The organism is Pseudomonas sp. FG86, assembly GCF_057808775.1.
This window is the reverse complement of sequence record NZ_JBMDIS010000066.1, coordinates 1-19071: the sequence shown is the minus strand read 5'-3', so window position 1 is coordinate 19071 and position 19071 is coordinate 1. Positions and strand designations below refer to the sequence as shown.

Below are 19071 nucleotides of genomic sequence, written 5' to 3'. Positions count from 1 at the left end.
AGCCACTTGCGTTCGAGTGGTTTGGCGTTTGTGCGTCGGGAGGAAAAAAATAGAGGTAATGGCACAATGACATGTGTTTAAATTTGACGCTGAAATATTGACTCCTTTCTTCCTGGAATCGACAGCATGGCACTCCGACTGGCAGCAGTAATCCTGTTCCTCTATTCCGCCCCGATCCTGTCCTCCGTGCAGCTGGTGGACAACGAGCCGGAGATCGCCCGTGAGCGATTATTGAACTTGGTGGAAGGCTAAGCCTTCGCCATCACCCCGATAAACAGCGGCGATTGCAGGAGCGCGTCCAACCAGCGCTGCAACCCGCTGTAGGGGGTACCGGCAAACCATTCTCGATCGACATGTGCAAATTGCCGTACAAACGGCAGCAAGGCCATGTCCGCCAGGCTCGGATGGTCTGCGAGCAAATAGGCGCGATGCGCCAGCAACCCCTCCAGTTTCTGCAAGAACACTTCGCCCTCGGCCCGATGCGCTTCCATCGGTTGCTCCGGGTAGCGCTCGGCGTACTTGTATCGATTCAAGTGATGCTTGAATACCTGATCGTTCTCGGCAATCAGTGCCAGCACCGCCGGATCACCCTGCAGCAACCAGTCCTCCGGGTCGTGCTGCGCCAACGCCCATTGCATGATCGCCAGGCTTTCATCGATCACCTGAGCGTCCACACTCAACACTGGCACCGTGCCTTTTGGGGACAGTGCCAGCATTTCAGCGGGCTTGGCTTTCAGGCTGACTTCGATGATGCGTACGGGCACGCCGGAATAACCCAAGGCCAGGCGCGCGCGCATCGCATATGGGCAGCGCCGGAATGAATACAGCAGCGCTTCGCTCACTTGACCTCCAGGGTGCTCAGGCCGTTGCCCTGGCGCTTGACCTGGATCTGCACCGGGATGCGTTCGTGCATTTCCTGCACGTGGGAGATCACCGCCACCTTGCGGCCCTGGGCCTGCAAGCCGTCCAGGGCGTCCATCGCCAGTTGCAGCGACTCAGGGTCGAGGCTGCCGAAGCCTTCGTCGATAAACAGCGATTCGATCTTCAACGTACTCGACGCCATCGACGCCAGGCCCAATGCCAGTGCCAGCGACACCAGGAATGTCTCGCCGCCGGACAGCGAATGCACCGAGCGCAGTTCGTCGCCCATTTCGGTGTCCATCACCAGTAGCCCGAGCATGCTGCCACCGCGCTTGAGGCGGTAGCGGCGCACCAGCTGGCGCAATTGCACGTTGGCATGGTGCACGAGCAAGTCGAGGTTATAGGCCTGGGCGATCTTGCGGAACGTGTCACCGGTGGCCGAGCCGATCAGCGCATTCAGGCGCGCCCAGCGTTGCCACTCGTCATAGGCTCTGGCGATTTGCTCGGCCAGGGCGTGGTTGGCGTCCTGGCGACGTTGGTCGTCGGCTTGGCGCGCACGCAACTCGGCGCACTGTTTTTCGCCCTCGGCCAATTGCTGGTTGAGGGCGGCCAGGGCGCTGTCGAGCGCTTCGGCTTCCAGGTTGCCGTTGTGCAAGGCCAGGTGTTCGGCCAGGCGTTGCTCGCGCTCTTGCAGCAAAACCTTGGCTTGTTCGACGGCTTTTTCGCTGTGTTGCACCTGCTGGCGCAGTTCGCTGACCTGCTTGTCGTCGAAGGCCAGCAGGCGGGCCAGGCCGTGGTCATCCAGTTCGGGGTGCAGGGCGCGCCATTCGTTGGTGCGGGCGTCGAGGGTGTGCTGTTCGGCTTCGAAGGATTGCTGGCGCTCCTGCTGGGCCTTGAGGTCGGCGGCCAGTTGGATCAGTTGGTTGCGGATGTCCTGCAACTGCCGGTTGGCGTCGGCCTCGCTCTGGCGTGACTGCACCACCACCTGTTCCAGCTGCTGCTGCCAGTGTTCGGCGCTGGTGTGCTCGCCCAGCAGCGCGGTGAGCGTGGCCTGGGCGGCCTGCTGTTGCTCGCTCAACTCGGTGACCTGCTGATGCAAGACGTCGAGCTGCTGTTGGCGATGCTGCTGGTGCGTGTGTTCTTTCTCGATGGCCTGCTGGCGTTCCTGCTGCTCGGCCAGCTCGTCATGCTGATGGCCAAGCTGCTCAAGGCGCTGGCTGACCTGCTGGTCCAATTGCATGAAGGTCGCGGCCGGGTCGCTGCGCAAGCCTTCCAGGGTGTCGGCGGGCAGCAGGCTGGCGAAGGCGTTGAGTTCTTCGTCGAGGCGCTCGCGGTCGTTGGACAGCTCGCGCTGCTGGTCGACCAGCAATTGGCGCGCCTGCTGGCTCGCGTCCTGGGCGGCTTGCAGTTGTTGCTGCAAGCGCCCGGCGTTTTGCTGCAGGTTGAGCAGGGCGCCCTGGCGTTGTTCGTCCTGGGTGATGCTTTGGGTCAGTTGGCTGAGTTGCTGGGCCAACCAATGGCTGCGTTTGGCTTCGTCCTGATTGAACAGCGAGGCCGCCAGTGGGTGCGCGTCCAGGCTGGGCTGGAGCGCGTGCTGTTGGGTAGCCAGGTGTTCCTGTTGTTGCAGGAATTCTTTTTGCTGGGCGATCAGGCCGCCCACTTCGCCACGTAGCTCGGTGAGTTTTTCCTTGAGGGTGTCGACGGCTTTCTGCGCCGTGGCCTCTTCGCTTTCATCATGGCGACCCAGGCTTTGCAGCAGGGCCTCGGGCTGGTGATACGGATGCTCATGGCTGCCGCACACCGGGCAGGGCTGGCCGTCCTGCAATTGCTCGCGCAATTCCTCGACGCTGGCACTGCGCGCCAGGCGCTGGCGTTCCAGCAGTTGCTTGGTCACCGTCAGGGTTTGTTCGGCGACCGCCAGTTCGGCCTTGGTTTGCAGGCCGGTCTGGTTCAGTTGTTCGCGCTGCTGCTGGGCGTCTGCGAGTTTTTGCGTCAGGGCTGCGGCTTGCTGGTCCAGCTGTTGTTGGCTGTCCCACAGGCGAGTCAGGTCTTCGAAGGCGCGTTGCTGCTTGCGATTGTCTTGCAGCAGGCTGGCCAGCAATTGGATCTGCTCGGCCACGGCGTGCGGCTCGGCACCGGCTTCTTGGTACAGCAGGTCGAGCGCGTCACGTTGTTGGGCGAACTTTTCCGCGGCGGTCGTGGCGCGCTGTTCCAGTTGCGGCAGTTCGGACTGGCCTTTCTTCAGGCGATTACCGATCAGCATCAGTTGTTGCAGGCGGTCGCGGTAGGCGCCCCAGGCCTCGCTGAGCGGGGCGAGGGCGCTGCTGCGTTCAAGTTCGGCGGCCAGGCGTTGCAAGCGCTCGGCAACGTGGGTGTGCTTGTCCTGCAAGCCCTTGAGCAGCGCCTGGCCTTCGGCGCAGGCGGTTTCGTGTTGCTGTTTGTCCTCGGTGCGCTTGGCCAGGTCTCTGGTCAAGTGGGCGAGGGTGCTTTGTGCTTCAAAGGCCTGGCGCAGCAACGGCACGGCGTCGCCCTGGGCCTTGAGGGCTTCGGCCAGTGCCGCCTGGGCCGATATCTGCTGTTGTTGGGCCTGGGCCTGGCGGGTATGCAACTCGGCCTGTTGCTCGATGTGCGCCTGAATCTGCGCGGCCAGCGGCGCCAGCAAGGTGAGGAGTTCTGCCCTGCGCGCAAACTGATGGCGTTGCGGTGCCAGTTGATCGAGGCGGCTCAGGTCCTGGCGCTGCGTGGCCTGGTTGTCCCACTCCGCTTGCGCACGCTGGAGCTGTTCGGTGGCAGTGCGCTGGCGCTCCTGCCATTCGCGCAGTTCCTTGAGCCAGGTGTGCTGCAATTCCAGCTGTTTGAGCTGGTTTTGTTGGGTTTTGAGCTGTTGCTGCGCGTCGGCCAGTTGCTGGTCGAGTTCGGCGCGGGCTTCAGGCGCCAGGGGCACCACGCCAGTGGCCTGGTCTTGCAGCTGCTTGTGCGCGTCCTTGGCGTCCTTGGCCTTGTCGAAGGCCCGACGGCCCAACTGGGTGTAGAGCGCGGTGTCGGTGAGTTTTTCCAGCAGCTCGCTGCGCTCGTTGTCGTTGGCCTTGAGGAACGCACTGAACTCGCTTTGCGCCAGCAACACCGCGCGGGTGAATTGCTCGAAATTCAGGCCCAGGGCCAGTTCCAGCTGGGTCTTGTATTCGGTTTTCTGGCTGGCCAGCAGTTGGTCGCTGTCCAGGTCGATCAGGCTTTGCCGGCTGTTTTGCAGCTTGCCGCTGGCTTTGTCACGTGCGCGGTTGGCTTCCCAGCGCGCGCGGTAGCGACGGCCGTTGACGCCGACGAAGTCCACCTCGGCATAACCGCCGCCGGTGCCGCGACGGATCAGGGTACGCGGGTCACCGATGGAGATATCGGTATCAGCGTCGGGCATCTTGGCCTGGCCGGTATCGCCCAGGCGCGGCACCGCGCCGAACAGCGCCAGGCACAGGGCATCGAGCAGGGTGCTTTTACCGGCGCCGGTTGGCCCGGTGATGGCGAACAGCCCGGCGCTGGCCAGGGGCTCGGCGGTAAAGTCGATCTCGAACGGGCCGGCCAGGGAGGCGAGGTTTTTCAGGCGGATGGCGAGGATCTTCATGGCTGTTCGCCCTCCTGTTGTACTTCCTGGAGCAGCACGGCGAAATCCTTCAAGGTCTGTTCATCCACTTCACTGCCGTAGCTGTCCTGCCAGGCGCGACTGAACAGCTCCTGGGGAGTGAGCTGGTCGAGTTCGATCAGATGTTGATCGTCCGTGTCGTCGCTGCCGCGTTTGCCGGCGTATTCGGCAGCGATGCGCACCAGGCGCACGGCCTTGCCTTGCAGGGCGGTTTCGATTTGCTGGCGCAGGTCGGGTTGCGGCTCGTCCAGGCGTACCCGCACCTCCAGCCAGGGATGGCGCTGGGTTTCGGCCAACAGGTCGATGTCGGGCAGCTCGGCCAGTTGCTTGAGGATGTCGGCCAGGGGCGCCGCTTCCAGGCGTTGCAGGTTGACCGAACGCGGGATCAGGAGCGGCTCGACGCTGACCAGTCGTTCGCCCTGGAACGTCACGTCGAGAATCTGGTGCTTGTAGCCAATTTCGGAAAACGACAGTGGAATCGGCGAGCCGCTGTAGCGAATGCGCTCTTCGCCATTCACCTTTTGCGGCTTGTGCAAATGGCCGAGGGCGACATAGCCGACACTTTTATCGAACAGTTTGGCCGGCAGCGCCTCGGCATTGCCGATGATCAGGCTGCGCTCGGAGTCTTCCGACACCGAGCCGCCGGCCATGTGCGCATGGCTGATGGCAATCAGCGCCTGGCCTTTTTTGCGTTTGGCGTTGGCGGCGGCGATCAGCCATTCATGGACCTGGCCGATGCCGTGCAGGTAGTCGTCGCCCAGGTGCGCCCCGGTGACTTCCGCCGGGCGCAGGAACGGCAGCGCCAGGCACCACGCGGCAACCTTGCCCTTGGCATTCGGCAGGGGAATCAGCAGGCGTTCGGCGTCCAGTTGGCCGTCGTCCAGCCATAGCACGCGGCCCAGGGCATGGGTGTGCAAGCGCCGCATCAACGGGGCGGGCAGTTCGATCCGCGAGCCGGAGTCGTGGTTGCCGGCGATCATTACTATGGTGAGGTCGGGGTTTTGTTCGTGGGCGCTGATGATGAAGTCGTACAGACGCTCCTGGGCCTTGAGCGGCGGGTTGACCGTGTCGAAGATGTCGCCGGCGATCAACAGCGCATCAGGTTGGTGGGCATGGAGCTGGCGCAGCAGCCACTCAAGGAAACAGGCATGTTCGAAGTCGCGTTCCTGGCCGTGCAGGTTTTGCCCAAGGTGCCAGTCGGAGGTGTGGAACAGACGCAAGGCGAACTCCGCGGAGAAGATGAAAAGGAGGGGAGTTTACCTGTATTGCGAACACGCTGCTTCAGACGACGCATAACCCCCCTTTGGCAATCAGGCAGTTGTGACAAGCGGGCAGCCGTGGCGAGCAGGCTTGCCCTGCGTTGGGCCGCCAAGCGGCCCCTGACAAAGACACCTGCGCTGTGTCAGGCGCGCCTCAGTGGCTGGTTTTGGGGCCGCTTCGCAGCCCAACGCAGGGCAAGCCTGCTCGCCACAGCAGCCCTGTCTGCCGGGCGTTCAGCGTCGAGCCAACCCATCGCAATCAGGGGCAAGTCGAATCGTCGCACGGCCCCTCCCATATTTTGATTTGTGGAGTGTCAGGGATGCAGCGGGGCTTATTTGGGATACAGCGGCGGCAAGCTGGTGGTATCCGTCGCTGGGTCCTGCTCACGCTCGGCCATCGGGATGGCTTTCACCGCACGCCACAGGTCTTCGCCGACCCAATAGTGGCCGCTCTCGCTGTAGAGCGCACCGTTCAACCCATCCAGCGCATCCGACAGCGGCACGAACCGCGCCGCCATGTCGGCCAGGGTTTCCGGCTGTTGCCGCGCCCACGCATCCAGCGCCTGGCGGGTGGCCTGGGGGTCGTTGGCCTGGGCGGCGCGCTTGAGGTCGTCGAGCAGGGTGCGCGGGCTCGGGCCGGTCTGGGCGGCGCGCAATACGGCCGGCTGCCAGCGTGCCCGCCACCACAGGCCGAAGCCGAGCAGGGTGGTGCAAGCCAGGATCAAGGTGCTCAGTTGCCACAGCCACAGGCGGCTATCGTCGGGGGCGGTGATGATGGTGGGGGTGGCGGGGGTGTCCACCACCAGGCTCGGGTTGTTCGCGACTTGCAGGGTGCGGGCCGGCAGGCTGGTGCGTTCCAGGTGATCTTCGTGGGTGTTCCACCACACCACTTCCACCGGTGGCAGCTCAAGGGCGCCGACGTGGGTGGGCACCAGCGCTTCGCGGTCTTCGCGGCTGCCGATCAGGCCGCGGTCGTTGTTCTGGTTGGCGAGCACCGGTTGGTCCGGGTAGCGGCGCAGGCCGTTGATGTCGGTGCTGGGCAGGGCCGGCAGTTGCGCGCTGGACAAGCCTTCGGCCTTGAGCGTGAGGCTGCGGGTCAGGGAGTCGCCGACCTGCACGTGGGTCGGCTCGGGGTTCCAGTTTTCGCTCAAGGTCAGGCTGCGTGCCGGTAACCAGGGGGCGTCGGCCGGGTAGAGTTCCGGCTTCGGCTTGACCGTCAGTTGCAGCGGCGCGGAGCTGACGTGAATCAGCTTGCCGGGCTTGGTGCCTTGCAAGCTGTTCTCTTGCTGCGGACGCGATTCCACCAGCGTGGCGCTGAAGGTCTGCGTGGGTATCGCCAGGTTGCCGCTGTGCTGCGGGTAGATGGCATAGCGGGTTTCGATCACACCGTGGCGAATGCTGTTGATGACCTTTTCGTAGGTGCGTGACTCGCCCAGTTGCTCGATGCGCGCATCGGGGATCTGCAACGGCGTGAGGCTGCTGTCGTCGTACAGCGACACCGAGTGGTAGACGCGCAGTGTTAACAGGGCCTGGGCCTGGACGTACACGGTGGACTGGTCGAGGTTGGCTTCGACAAAGACCGGCGCGAGTTCGGCATTGGTGTCCTGGCTGCTGGTTTCCACGACTTGCAGGGTAATGGGCTGGGTCTTGTATTCACCCACTTGCAACGGTGGAATCACCACGTTGCCGTTTTCCTTGGGCAGCAGGGTAATGATCCAGCGCGTGGTGGCGTGATTGTCGCCACCCAAGGTGGTGAGCTGGTTGATCTGCCGGGTGCCGCTGACTTCGAACTGCGCATCCAGGGGGGACAGGTCCGGCTTGCCGAACTGGGTGACGTCGCTGGATTCCACCGTCAGTTCTACCGTTTCCCCGGAGTTGAGGCGGCTGCGGTCGACGCTGGCGACCAGGCTCGCCGCCTGGGCGTGGCCTGCCGATAACGCGAGCAGAAGCAGAAGGGTGGTGCGGCGGCTCATCGAGTCTTGTCCTGATGCTGTTGCTGTTCGTACCAGAATTTGCGCCGCAGCAGTTCGCCGGGGTTGTCCGGGATCTCCTGCAGCCATTGTTCCAGGGCCTGGCGGCGTTCACCGTCAAGGCTGGTGTCCGTGGGGCGCAAGGGCGGGGTGGTGGTCTGCTCATCCCCCAGCTCGCTGCCCGGCACGTCATTGCCACCGGCCTGCGGCGTGGCGCCGGCCTGGGTATCATGGGTGCCGGTTTCACCCTGGGCTGGGGATGACTCCTCGCCTCCTGTGGCACTTTGCCCAGTGGCGCCCGGTTGCGCAGTTTGGCCGGGTTGGGTGGTTTCGTCATCCTCGTTTTTTGCCGGCTGAGTCGGCTCGGGCTGGGCCTGTTGCTGGATCAGGCTCTCCACCAGGGCTTTGTTCTTCAGGGCCGGTTGCAGGTCGGGCTGGGCTTCCAGCGCCTGTTCATAGGCGTCGATAGCCGCTTCCAGTTCGCCGGACTTGGCCAGGGCATTGCCGCGATTGTAGTGGGAATACGCGTCGCTGCCCTCGGCGAAACGCTTGATGGCCTCGGCGTAGTTACCGGCCTCGTACAGCGCCACGCCTTGCCATTGTGGGTCTTCGAAACGCTCGGCGGCTTCGGCGGGGTGCTTTTTCTTCAGCAGGTACTGGCCTTGCTGGTCAGGGCGCAGCCAGAGGTCCTGGAATTCGAACGCGTAGCTGGGCTGCGGCGCGCCCAACAGCAGCAACGGCAGGCAGAACAGCCAGCCCCGGCGCCCGGCGCAGGCGGCCAGCAGCAACAGCGGCAGAAGCAGCCAGTAGCCCTGGTCGGCCCAGGTGTCGAGGTGCAGCAGTTGGCCGTCGTTGCGCAGGGCTTGGGGCGTGTCGAGTACGCCAAGTTGGCGCAGGTCCTTGTCGTCCAGGCGCGCGGCGCGGTAACGGCCGCCCATCTCGCTGGCGAACGCCTTGAGCGTCGGGCTGTCGAGGCGCGGCACCAGGATCGCGCCCTGTTCGTCCTTGAGGAACTCGCCGCTTTCCTGGGTCACCGGCGTGCCTTCGCGGCTGCCAACGCCGAGGATCGACAGGCTGGGCGCCTGGCTGCCTTGCAGCAGCAAGCGAATGCCCTGGCGTTCCTGTTTGGACAGCGAGGAGCCAATCAGCAACAGGCGCCCCTGGCCGAGACCGCCTTGCTTGAGCAGGCCCAGGGCTTTGTCCACGGCCAGGTCGGCGCGGTGGCCGGGCTCGGGCATCAGCGAGGGGCGCAGGGCTTCGAGCAGGTTGCGGCTGGTGGCCAGGTCGTCCGACAGCGGCACCAGTATGTGCGCACTGCCGGCATACACGACGATGGCGGTTTGCGCGTCGCTGCGCGCCTGCAACAAGTCATACAGCTTGCGCCGGGCCTGTTCCAGGCGGCTGGGCGGGCTGTCGGTGGCGAGCATCTCCGGGGTCAGTTCCAGCAGCACCACCAGCGGGTCGGACGGTTTCTGACTGGTTTGTTCCACCCGTTGCCAGCTGGGGCCGAGCAAGGCGAGAAGCGCGAGCAGCCAGGCGATGCCGAGGATCACCCAGGGCGATTTGCTTTCGCGCCCGTTGCCGCCGCTGAGCAGCACGGCATGGAAGGCCGGTGGCAGGATCATCTGCCAGCGCCCGGCGCGTTTTTGCCGATGCCACAGTTGCCACAGCAACCAGCCGAGCAGCGGCAGCAGCAACAGCCACCAGGGACGGAACCAGTGCGGCCACAAGTCGATCATCGACGCCTCCGCAAACGCAGGCGGTTCAGGCGCTGGCGCCATTCAGGGTGTTGTTGCAGGAAATGGCCCTTGGTGGAGAGTTTGTTGAACAAGCGTTGCAAGGCGTTGTTGGGCCAGCGTTCCTGGATCACCAGCAACAGGCTGAGGATCAGCGCCAATGCCAGGGGGGCGCTGTAGAGCGCCTGGGCGGGGCGGGCCTGGGTGGGTTGTTGCTCGACCGGTTCGAGTTGATCGAGGGTGTCCTTGATCGCTTGCAGTTCCTCGCCGTCGCGCGCGCGGAAGTAGCGCCCGCCGGTGGCCTCGGCGATTGCCTTGAGCGCCGGTTCGTCGAGGTCCAGGCTCGGGTTGACGCCCAGGATCCCCAGGGAGCCGGTTTGTTCGGGGTCGGCACCGATGCCGATGGGGTAGATCTTCACGCCTTCCTCAGCCGCCAGGCGCGCGGCGGTCAGCGGGTCGATCTGCCCGGCATTGTTGGCGCCGTCGGTGACCAGGATCAGCACGCGGCTTTGCGCCGGACGCTGGCGCAGGCGTTTCAGGGCCAGGCCGATGGCGTCGCCGATGGCGGTGTTCTTGCCGGCGATGCCGATGCGCGCTTCATCCAGCCAGGTGCGTACGGTACGGCGGTCGAAGGTCAGCGGCGCTTGCAGGTAGGCTTGGCTGCCGAACAGGATCAGGCCCACGCGGTCACCTTCGCGCGCCTCAAGGAAGTCGCCGAGCAGGTGCTGGACCAGGCTCAGGCGGCTGACGTCCTCGTCCTGCCAGTGCATGTCGGGAAAGTCCATGGAACCGGACACGTCCACCGCCACCAGTAGATCGCGGCCACTGGCGGCAATCGGCAGCGGTTCGCCGAGCCACTCGGGCCGGGCGGCGGCCGTCAGCAGCAGCAGCCACAGCAGCACGAACGGGGCCTGCTGGCGCCAGCCGGGCAGGTTGACCCGCGCGCGGCGGCGGGCGAGGCCTTCGAGGTCACTGAGGTAGCTGACTTTCAACGCCGGCTCGCCGCTGTCGGCCGCCGGCAATATAAGCCGCATCACCCAGGGCAATGGCAACAGGGCGAAGATCCACGGCCAGGCGAACTCAAACATGTTTGCGAATCCAGGTGTCGACGGCTTGGGTCAGGCCCGCGATGGCTTTGTCATCGAGTTTGCATTCGGGTTTATAGGCGCCTTCCACCAGCACCATCCAGCGCGTGAGGCCGGCGGCGGGGCAGCGGTTATCGAGGAACGCCAGCCATTTGCGGCCGTTGAGGGTGTGGCTCTGGCTGTAGGGATAGTCGTTGCGGCACAAGCGCTTGAGCAGGCCATTGAGCTGCTGCAGCCAGGCGCCGGCGGGGGCGCCGTCATAGGGTTTGGGCATCAGTGCGAGTTCCGCCAGGGCCGCGATGCGCAGCGGGTCGAGCGGTTGTTCGGCGCGAGCCAAGGGGCGCCGCGCGGGCACAAAGCGGCGCAACGACCACAGGCCCCAGCCCAGCAGCGGGATGATCAGCAGCAACAGCCACCAGCCGGGCGCGGGTGGCCAGAAGCCAATGCTCGGCGGGGCGATCAAAGGTTGCAGTTGGTCGAGGCTGCTCATTGCTTTTTAACCGGGCGTTGCGGGTTGAGGTATTCGCGCAGTTGCTCGACCATTTCACTCTGGGTGCTCAACGGCATCAACAGTATTCGCAGTTTCTGCGCGAGCAATTCCCAGCGGGCGATGCGCGCTTCGGCCTGGGCCTTGTAGGCTTGGCGCAAGTCGAAATTCAATGTGTCCAGTTCCAACTGTGCGCCTCTTTGCGCGAAACGCAGCAGCCCGGCGGCGGGCAGGGCATGGTCCAGCGGGTCGGAGATCGGCATCAGCAGCAAGTCGCAATGGCGTGACAGCAGGCTCAGTTGTTGTTCTGCACCTTCGGTGAGGGCGCGTTCATCACAGATCACGATCACCAGGCTGCCCGGGCGCAGGACTTCACGCCCACGGCGCAGGGCCATGCCCAGGGCGTCGGCTTCGGGGCGGCTCTCGGTGTTGAGGCTCTGGTTGACCCGCACCAGGCGGTTGAGCAATTGCAGCAGGCTTTGCTTGCTGCGCCGGGGTTTGATTTCGTAGTGCTCGTTGTCACCGAACACCAGCCCGCCGACGCGGTCGTTATGCCCCAGTGCTGCCCAGCCGATCAGGCTGGCGGCCTGGGCCGCCAGCACCGACTTGAACATCTGCCCCGAACCGAAAAACAGCCGGCAGCTTTGCTCCACCATGATAAAGATCGGGCGTTCGCGTTCTTCGTGGAACAGCTTGGTATGCGGTTCCTGGGTGCGCGCGGTCACACGCCAGTCGATGGTGCGCACGTCGTCCCCGGCCTGGTACACGCGCACCTGGTCGAAGTCGACGCCGCGCCCGCGCAGTTTGGAGTGGTGCAGGCCGATCAGCGGGCTGCGCTGGCTCGGCGTGGAAAACAGCTGCACTTCGCGCACGCGGTGGCGCATCTCAATCAATTCGCTGAGGGTGACGCGGATTCCATCGCTGGCGTTCATCGACTTCAAGCGACGGCAACGACGTCGAGAATGCGTTGTACCACGCGGTCCTGGTCGATCCCGGCGGCTTCGGCTTCGAAGGACAGGATGATGCGGTGGCGCAGCACGTCGAACAGCACCGCCTGGATATCTTCCGGGCTGACAAAGTCACGCCCGGCCAGCCAGGCATGGGCACGGGCGCAGCGGTCGAGGGCGATGGAGCCGCGCGGGCTGGCGCCGTAGGCGATCCATTCGGCCATCTCCGGGTCGAACTTGGCCGGGGTGCGCGTGGCCATGACCAACTGCACCAGGTATTCCTCCACCGCATCGGCCATGTACAGGCCGAGGATTTCCTTGCGCGCGGCAAAGATCGCCTGCTGGCTGACGCGGCGTTCGGGCTTGGTTTCGCCGTTGAGCGCTTCGCCCCGCGCCTGTTGCAGGATGCGCCGCTCCACGGCGGCGTCCGGGAAGCCGATCTTGACATGCATCAGGAAACGGTCGAGCTGGGCTTCGGGCAGCGGGTAGGTGCCTTCCTGCTCGATGGGGTTCTGCGTGGCCATCACCAGAAACAGCGGCGACAACTCATAGGTGCTGCGCCCGACACTGACCTGGCGCTCGGCCATGGCCTCCAGCAAGGCGGATTGCACCTTGGCCGGGGCACGGTTGATTTCGTCGGCCAGCACCAGGTTGTGGAAGATCGGCCCCTGTTGGAACACGAAGCTGCCGGTTTCCGGGCGATAGATCTCGGTGCCGGTGATATCGGCCGGCAACAGGTCGGGAGTGAACTGGATGCGATGGAACTGCGCTTCGATGCCTTCGGCCAGCTCTTTGATCGCCTTGGTCTTGGCCAGGCCCGGCGCGCCTTCCACCAGCATGTGGCCGTCGGCGAGCAGGGCGATGAGCAGGCGATCGATGAGTTTTTCCTGGCCGAGAATCTGCGTAGAAAGAAAGGTTCGCAGCGCAAGCAGCGCTTCACGATGTTCCATCGATGACGGTTCCTGGAGAGATGAGCCTGGTGGTCGAGCGCGAGCGCCAGGCTTGGGAGGCTTACTTTAATGCATCGAAGGGGGTGGCGACTAACGGCGTCACGGGTATTTTCAGAAAAACTTGTAGGGTTTTTGTGTGGGAACACAGTCAATGTGGGAGGGAGCTACACCCCGATGGCGGCGCGTCAGTCACAGATGTATTAACTGACCCGATGCTATCGGGGGCAAGCCCCCTTCCACATTTGATCGATGGTGCAGCTTAAATCCGGATGAAAGTGCCGGTGCCTTTGAGGATGTTTTGCAGGGTTTGCTCGACTTCGGCCAAGTCCGAGGCGGCTGTGGCATGGGTGATTGCCAGGTGGTCCTTGCCGCCCAGGGCGTCGGCGTCGCCTGCGGCGAGCTCTACCTGCAGCGTGGTATCACTCAGGGTGACCTTCAGGCCGTCCAGGGTCGACGGCTCGTAATCCCAGGTCAGCTCGACTTCGTTTTCATCCGGATACCGGGTCAACATGAACATCTCGCCGTTTTTACCGTGGCAGCAGAGCATGGCCATGTTGTCTTCTTCGTCGTCGCACGGGGTGGCCATCAATGCGTCGGTTTTCAGCTGCAGCATGGGGAATCCTGTGTGGGGGAGGGTGTTGCGTGGGCAATTGTGCCATTGCGGCGAATTTTGTGCTGCATCCTGTGTCAGACCCAGTGCATGACCTGATGGGCAAGATCGGTCATTTCTGGTACTCGCTGCGGCGAAAACAGCCGGTTTTTCTGCGGGAAAATCCGGGTTGTCCAAGTCGCAACCGCAAGCCTGCTTACCGATGACCGAATATGTCGCAGCACCGCAAGCAGCGGTCTTCCTACACTCGTTAAGCTGCGCAACGGATGTGCCCTGTGCCGGGAGCCTGACCTGCCCGTCGTACCGTCGCCCGGCAAGGTGTACGTTCAATGGACGTTGTATGTGACCTGACTGTCTTGTCCAGCTTCACCCACCTGTCACCCTGATTCGTTTAAGGTGCTTAACTCGTTACCTGCGAACAGAGCTGACGGTCTCCCCGCAAGGGGATAACACGCGACGCTTCCATCAATAACAAGCCCAAGCGGAGTACCACAGATGGCGTTCTTCACCGCAGCCAGCAAGGCCGACTTCCAGCATCAACTGCAAGCGGCACTGGCGCAGCACATCAGTGAACAGGCACTGCCACAAGTGGCGCTGTTCGCTGAGCAATTCTTCGGCATTATTTCCCTGGACGAACTGACCCAGCGTCGCCTTTCCGACCTGGCCGGTTGCACCCTGTCTGCCTGGCGCCTGCTTGAGCGCTTTGATCACACCGAATCGCAAGTGCGGGTCTATAACCCCGATTATGAACGTCATGGCTGGCAGTCGACCCACACCGCGGTCGAAGTGCTGCACCATGACCTGCCATTTCTGGTGGACTCGGTACGCACCGAGCTGAACCGCCGTGGCTACAGTATTCACACCCTGCAAACCACCGTGCTCAGCGTACGCCGTGGCAGCAAGGGCGAATTGCTGGAAATCCTGCCTAAAGGCACCCAGGGCGAAGGCATCCAGCAAGAATCGCTGATGTACCTGGAAATCGACCGCTGCGCCAACGCCGCCGAACTCAACGTGCTGAGCAAAGAGCTGGAGCAGGTATTGGGCGAAGTGCGCGTGGCCGTGGCCGATTTCGAGCCGATGAAGGCCAAGGTCCAGCAGCTGCTGGAAAGCATCGACGCCAGCCCGTTCGGTATCGACGGCGAAGAAAAGGCCGAGATCAAGAACTTCCTGGAATGGCTGGTGGGCAACCACTTCACGTTCCTGGGCTATGAGGAATTCGTGGTACGTGACGAGGCGGATGGCGGTCATATCGAATATGACGCCAGCTCGTTCCTCGGCCTGACCAAGCTGCTGCGCGCCGGCCTGACCGCCGACGACCTGCGCATCGAAGACTACGCCGTGTCCTACCTGCGCGAGCCGACCGTGCTGTCGTTCGCCAAGGCCGCGCACCCGAGCCGCGTACACCGCCCGGCGTACCCGGACTACGTGTCGATCCGCCAGATCGATGCCGACGGCAAGGTCGTCAAGGAATGCCGCTTCATGGGCCTGTACACCTCGTCGGTGTATGGCGAAAGCGTGCGGGTGATCCCTTATATCCGTCGCAAGGTCGCGGAAATCGAACGCCGTTCGGGCTTCCAGGCCAAGGCGCACCTGGGCAAGGAGCTGGCCCAGGTCGTTGAAGTATTGCCCCGTGACGACCTGTTCCAGACCCCGGTCGACGAGCTGTTCAGCACCGTGATGTCGATCGTGCAGATCCAGGAGCGCAACAAGATCCGCGTGTTCCTGCGCAAAGACCCGTACGGTCGTTTCTGCTACTGCCTGGCCTATGTGCCACGCGACATCTATTCCACCGAAGTGCGCCAGAAGATCCAGCAAGTGCTGATGGATCGCCTGAAAGCCTCGGACTGCGAATTCTGGACCTTCTTCTCCGAATCCGTGTTGGCCCGTGTACAACTGATTCTGCGGGTCGACCCGAAGAACCGCCTGGACATCGATCCGCTGCAACTGGAAAAAGAAGTGGTGCAGGCCTGCCGCAGCTGGCAGGACGACTACTCCAGCCTGGTCGTGGAAAGCTTCGGCGAAGCCCACGGCACCAACGTGCTGGCCGACTTCCCGAAAGGCTTCCCGGCCGGTTACCGCGAGCGTTTCGCGGCGCATTCGGCCGTGGTCGACATGCAGCACCTGCTCAGCCTCACCGAAGCCAACCCGCTGGTGATGAGTTTCTACCAGCCGTTGGGCCAGGTGTCCGGTCAGCGCGAGCTGCATTGCAAGCTCTACCACGCGGATACCCCGCTGGCCCTGTCCGACGTCCTGCCGATCCTGGAAAACCTGGGCCTGCGCGTGCTGGGTGAATTCCCGTATCGCCTGCGCCATGCCAATGGCCGCGAGTTCTGGATCCACGATTTTGCGTTCATCGCCGCCGAAGGCGTGAACCTGGACATCCAGCAGCTCAACGACACCCTGCAGGACGCGTTCGTGCATATCGTGCATGGCGATGCCGAGAACGATGCGTTCAACCGCCTGGTGCTCACCGCTGGCCTGCCATGGCGTGACGTCGCGCTGCTGCGTGCCTATGCCCGTTACCTCAAGCAGATTCGCCTGGGCTTCGACCTGGGCTACATCGCCAGTACCCTGAACAACCACACCGACATCGCCCGCGAGTTGACCCGGTTGTTCAAGACCCGCTTCTACCTGGCGCGCAAGCTCAACGCCGACGATCTGGAAGACAAGCAGCAACGTCTGGAGCAGGCGATCCTCACGGCCCTGGACGACGTCCAGGTGCTCAACGAAGACCGCATCCTGCGTCGCTACCTGGACCTGATCAAGGCCACCCTGCGCACCAACTTCTACCAGACCGACGCCAACGGCCAGAACAAGTCGTACTTCAGCTTCAAGTTCGACCCGCGCGCGATTCCCGAGCTGCCCAAGCCGGTGCCGAAGTTTGAAATCTTCGTCTACTCGCCACGGGTCGAAGGCGTGCACCTGCGCTTTGGCAACGTTGCCCGTGGCGGCCTGCGCTGGTCCGATCGTGAAGAAGACTTCCGTACCGAAGTGCTCGGCCTGGTAAAAGCCCAGCAAGTGAAGAACTCGGTGATCGTGCCGGTGGGCGCCAAGGGCGGTTTCCTGCCGCGTCGCCTGCCATTGGGCGGTTCCCGTGACGAGATCGCGGCCGAAGGCATTGCCTGCTACCGCATCTTCATCTCCGGGCTGCTGGACATCACCGACAACCTGAAGGACGGCGCCCTGGTGCCGCCGGCCAACGTGGTGCGGCATGACGGCGATGACCCGTACCTGGTGGTCGCGGCGGACAAGGGCACTGCGACCTTCTCCGACATCGCCAACGGCATCGCTATCGACTACGGCTTCTGGCTGGGCGATGCGTTCGCCTCCGGTGGCTCGGCCGGTTACGACCACAAGAAAATGGGGATCACCGCCAAGGGCGCGTGGGTCGGCGTGCAGCGTCACTTCCGTGAGCGCGGCATCAACGTGCAGGAAGACAGCATCACCGTGGTGGGCATCGGCGACATGGCCGGTGACGTATTCGGTAACGGCCTGTTGATGTCCGACAAGCTGCAACTGGTCGCGGCCTTCAACCACCTGCATATCTTCATCGATCCAAACCCGAACCCGGCCACCAGCTTTGTCGAACGCCAGCGCATGTTCGAGCTGCCGCGTTCGGCGTGGAGCGACTACGACACCAGCATCATGTCCGAAGGCGGCGGTATCTTCTCGCGCAGCGCGAAGAGCATTGCCATCTCGCCCCAGATGAAAGAACGCTTCGACATCCAGGCCGACAAGCTGACCCCGACCGAACTGCTCAACGCCTTGCTCAAGGCGCCGGTGGACCTGTTGTGGAACGGTGGTATCGGCACTTACGTCAAGGCCAGCACCGAAAGCCATGCCGATGTGGGCGACAAGGCCAACGACGCGCTGCGCGTCAACGGCAACGAGCTGCGCTGCAAGGTGGTGGGCGAGGGCGGTAACCTCGGCATGACCCAGCTGGGTCGTGTGGAGTTCGGCCTCAATGGCGGCGGCTCCAACACTGACTTCATCGACAACGCCGGTGGTGTGGACTGCTCCGACCACGAAGTGAACATCAAGATCCTGCTCAACGAAGTGGTGCAGGCCGGCGACATGACCGACAAGCAACGCAACCAGTTGCTGGCGAGCATGACCGACGAAGTCGGCAGCCTGGTGTTGGGCAACAACTACAAGCAGACCCAGGCCCTGTCCCTGGCCGCGCGCCGTGCCTACGAGCGTGCCGCCGAGTACAAGCGCCTGATGAGCGACCTGGAAAGCCGTGGCAAGCTGGACCGCGCCATCGAGTACCTGCCGACCGAGGAACAGCTCACCGAGCGCGCTTCCGCCGGCAAGGGCCTGACCCGTCCGGAGCTGTCAGTGTTGATCTCGTACAGCAAGATCGACCTCAAGGAAGCACTGCTCAAGTCGCTGGTGCCGGATGACGAGTACCTGACCCGTGACATGGAGACCGCGTTCCCACCGAGCCTGGTCGCCAAGTTCGGTGAAGCGATGCGTCGCCACCGCCTCAAGCGTGAGATCGTCAGCACCCAGATCGCCAACGACCTGGTCAACCACATGGGCATCACCTTCGTTCAACGCCTCAAAGAGTCGACCGGCATGAGCCCGGCGAACGTGGCGGGCGCCTATGTGATCGTGCGGGACATCTTCCATCTCCCGCACTGGTTCCGTCAGATCGAAGCCCTGGACCACCAGGTCTCCGCCGACGTGCAACTGGAGCTGATGGACGAACTGATGCGCCTGGGCCGCCGCGCGACGCGCTGGTTCCTGCGCAGCCGTCGCAACGAACAGGATGCTGGCCGCGATACCGCGCACTTCGGTCCGCACCTGGCCGCGCTGGGCCTCAAGCTCGACGAACTGCTGGAAGGCCCGACCCGTGAAGGTTGGCAGACCCGCTACCAGGCCTACACCGAAGCCGGCGTGCCGGAATTGTTGGCGCGCATGGTTGCAGGCACGACTCACCTGTACACCTTGCTGCCGATCATCGAAGCCGCCGACGTTACCGGGCATGACGCCGCCGAAGTGGCCAAGGCCTACTTCGCTGTCGGCAGCGCCTTGGACTTGCCGTGGTACCTGCAGCAGATCAGCGATCTGCCGGTGGCCAACAACTGGCAGGCCCAGGCTCGCGAAGCGTTCCGCGACGACGTGGACTGGCAGCAGCGGGCGATCACCATCTCGGTACTGCAAATGGCCGACGCGCCACAAGACATGGAAGCCCGCGTGGCCCTGTGGCTTGAGCAGCACCAGGACATGGCTGATCGCTGGCGCGCCATGATGGTGGAAATCCGTGCTGCGGTCGGCACGGACTACGCCATGTATGCGGTGGCCAACCGTGAGTTGCTGGACCTGGCGTTGAGTGGTCAGTCGGTGCTGCAACCGGCTTGATTTAGCGCCTGAAACAAAAGCCCCTGCATTGTGAGATGCAGGGGCTTTTTGTTGGAATGCCCTTTATCAAACACCCCAAAAACTGTGGGAGGGGGCTTGCCCCCGATAGCAGAGTGAAGTGCGCCCCAGAAGTTGGACACCCATCCAATTTCTGGGGCGTTTTCATGA

13 protein-coding genes are annotated in these 19071 nt (G+C 63.5%); 2 read left to right on the top strand and 11 right to left on the bottom strand.

Going from position 1 to position 19071, the window contains the following annotated elements:
* Nucleotides 1–126: 126 nt before the first annotated feature.
* A complete protein-coding gene (locus ACODSV_RS27690; RefSeq protein ID WP_024075917.1) occupies nucleotides 127–252 on the top strand; it encodes a hypothetical protein in 126 nt (41 codons plus the stop codon).
* Here ACODSV_RS27690 and ACODSV_RS27685 read toward each other — a convergent pair.
* The 10 genes from ACODSV_RS27685 to ACODSV_RS27640 all read right to left on the bottom strand — a co-directional run bounded on the left by ACODSV_RS27685 (nucleotide 249) and on the right by ACODSV_RS27640 (nucleotide 13542).
* Nucleotides 249–842, bottom strand: coding sequence for a glutathione S-transferase (locus tag ACODSV_RS27685; protein ID WP_102624356.1), 594 nt, complete (start codon nucleotides 840–842; stop codon nucleotides 249–251). The genes ACODSV_RS27690 and ACODSV_RS27685 overlap by 4 nt on opposite strands.
* Entirely contained in the window at nucleotides 839–4477 is a 3639-nt protein-coding gene (locus ACODSV_RS27680) for an AAA family ATPase (RefSeq protein ID WP_150054218.1), read from the bottom strand. The genes ACODSV_RS27685 and ACODSV_RS27680 overlap by 4 nt, the downstream gene beginning before the upstream one ends.
* Nucleotides 4474–5715: an exonuclease SbcCD subunit D C-terminal domain-containing protein gene (locus ACODSV_RS27675; RefSeq protein ID WP_024075914.1), complete on the bottom strand. Its 1242-nt coding sequence runs from the start codon at nucleotides 5713–5715 to the stop codon at nucleotides 4474–4476. The genes ACODSV_RS27680 and ACODSV_RS27675 overlap by 4 nt, the downstream gene beginning before the upstream one ends.
* Before the next feature lie 371 nt (nucleotides 5716–6086).
* On the bottom strand, nucleotides 6087–7727 hold the full coding sequence (locus ACODSV_RS27670; RefSeq protein WP_024075913.1) for a BatD family protein: 1641 nt from the start codon (nucleotides 7725–7727) through the stop codon (nucleotides 6087–6089).
* Complete coding sequence (locus ACODSV_RS27665) at nucleotides 7724–9463, bottom strand: tetratricopeptide repeat protein (protein ID WP_024075912.1); 1740 nt, start codon at nucleotides 9461–9463, stop codon at nucleotides 7724–7726. The genes ACODSV_RS27670 and ACODSV_RS27665 overlap by 4 nt, the downstream gene beginning before the upstream one ends.
* A complete protein-coding gene (locus ACODSV_RS27660) occupies nucleotides 9460–10548 on the bottom strand; it encodes a vWA domain-containing protein (RefSeq protein ID WP_069076314.1) in 1089 nt (362 codons plus the stop codon). The genes ACODSV_RS27665 and ACODSV_RS27660 overlap by 4 nt, the downstream gene beginning before the upstream one ends.
* Complete coding sequence (locus ACODSV_RS27655; protein ID WP_024075910.1) at nucleotides 10541–11035, bottom strand: DUF4381 domain-containing protein; 495 nt, start codon at nucleotides 11033–11035, stop codon at nucleotides 10541–10543. Before ACODSV_RS27655 ends, ACODSV_RS27660 begins: the two co-directional genes overlap by 8 nt.
* A complete protein-coding gene (locus ACODSV_RS27650) occupies nucleotides 11032–11964 on the bottom strand; it encodes a DUF58 domain-containing protein (protein ID WP_024075909.1) in 933 nt (310 codons plus the stop codon). Before ACODSV_RS27650 ends, ACODSV_RS27655 begins: the two co-directional genes overlap by 4 nt.
* 5 nt (nucleotides 11965–11969) lie before the next feature.
* Nucleotides 11970–12929, bottom strand: a complete 960-nt coding sequence (locus ACODSV_RS27645) for an AAA family ATPase (RefSeq protein ID WP_017739127.1) — start codon at nucleotides 12927–12929, stop codon at nucleotides 11970–11972.
* 259 nt (nucleotides 12930–13188) lie between these two features.
* The gene (locus ACODSV_RS27640; protein WP_024075908.1) at nucleotides 13189–13542 is read right to left on the bottom strand and encodes a hypothetical protein; all 354 of its coding nucleotides are present in this window, start codon (nucleotides 13540–13542) and stop codon (nucleotides 13189–13191) included.
* A gap of 492 nt (nucleotides 13543–14034) precedes the next feature.
* Here ACODSV_RS27640 and ACODSV_RS27635 point away from each other — a divergent pair, with 492 nt between their 5' ends.
* A complete protein-coding gene (locus ACODSV_RS27635; protein WP_069076313.1) occupies nucleotides 14035–18903 on the top strand; it encodes an NAD-glutamate dehydrogenase in 4869 nt (1622 codons plus the stop codon).
* Here the strand turns inward: ACODSV_RS27635 and ACODSV_RS27630 are convergent.
* Nucleotides 18879–19071 (bottom strand): hypothetical protein (locus ACODSV_RS27630; protein WP_489046921.1); only part of this gene is annotated, 193 nt, incomplete at its 5' end. The genes ACODSV_RS27635 and ACODSV_RS27630 overlap by 25 nt on opposite strands.